Source organism: Streptomyces sp. NPDC059832, assembly GCF_042731715.1.
GTDB lineage: Bacteria > Actinomycetota > Actinomycetes > Streptomycetales > Streptomycetaceae > Streptomyces.
Map to the genome: position 1 here is coordinate 1 of NZ_JBHWIY010000118.1, position 1,125 is coordinate 1,125.

2 rRNA genes are annotated in these 1,125 nt (G+C 57.3%); both read left to right on the plus strand.

Features of this window, described 5'->3' with window-relative positions:
• Positions 1 to 74, plus strand: a 16S ribosomal RNA gene (locus ACFV8T_RS45620); the annotation flags it as partial.
• Between the two features lie 307 nt (positions 75 to 381).
• Positions 382 to 1,125 (plus strand): 23S ribosomal RNA (locus ACFV8T_RS45625); the annotation flags it as partial.

Below are 1,125 nucleotides of genomic sequence, written 5' to 3' on the forward strand. Positions count from 1 at the left end.
AGGTGGGACTGGCGATTGGGACGAAGTCGTAACAAGGTAGCCGTACCGGAAGGTGCGGCTGGATCACCTCCTTTCTAAGGAGCATCTAGATTCCGTAAGGAGTCCAGAGGCCATTACGTCGGCAAATGTTCGACGGTGGTTGCTCATGGGTGGAACGTTGACTATTCAGTACCTGGTGGTTCAACCGGGTCGTGAGTACTGCTCTTCGGAGCGTGGAAAACGAACCGGATGAATTCCGGGTACTGGGCGCGCTGTTGGGTGTCTGAAGGTACGGCCGTAAGGCTGCCTTCAAACGCCGGCCCCAGTGAACTCGCCTGCAAGGGTGGGGTGATGGGTGGCTGGTCGTTGTTTGAGAACTGCACAGTGGACGCGAGCATCTGTGGCCAAGTTTTTAAGGGCGCACGGTGGATGCCTTGGCACCAGGAACCGATGAAGGACGTGGGAGGCCACGATAGGCCCCGGGGAGCTGTCAACCAAGCTTTGATCCGGGGGTGTCCGAATGGGGAAACCCGGCAGTCGTCATGGGCTGTCACCCGCTGCTGAACACATAGGCAGTGTGGAGGGAACGAGGGGAAGTGAAACATCTCAGTACCCTCAGGAAGAGAAAACAACCGTGATTCCGGGAGTAGTGGCGAGCGAAACCGGATGAGGCCAAACCGTATGCGTGTGATACCCGGCAGGGGTTGCGCATGCGGGGTTGTGGGATCTCTCTTTCATGGTCTGCCGGCCGTGAGACGAGTCAGAAACCGTTGATGTAGGCGAAGGACATGCGAAAGGTCCGGCGTAGAGGGTAAGACCCCCGTAGCTGAAACATTGACGGCTCGTTTGAGAGACACCCAAGTAGCACGGGGCCCGAGAAATCCCGTGTGAATCTGGCGGGACCACCCGCTAAGCCTAAATATTCCCTGGTGACCGATAGCGGATAGTACCGTGAGGGAATGGTGAAAAGTACCGCGGGAGCGGAGTGAAATAGTACCTGAAACCGTGTGCCTACAAGCCGTGGGAGCGTCGCATGCAAGCTTGCTTGTATGTCGTGACTGCGTGCCTTTTGAAGAATGAGCCTGCGAGTTTGCGGTGTGTTGCGAGGTTAACCCGTGTGGGGAAGCCGTAGCGAAAGCGAGTCCG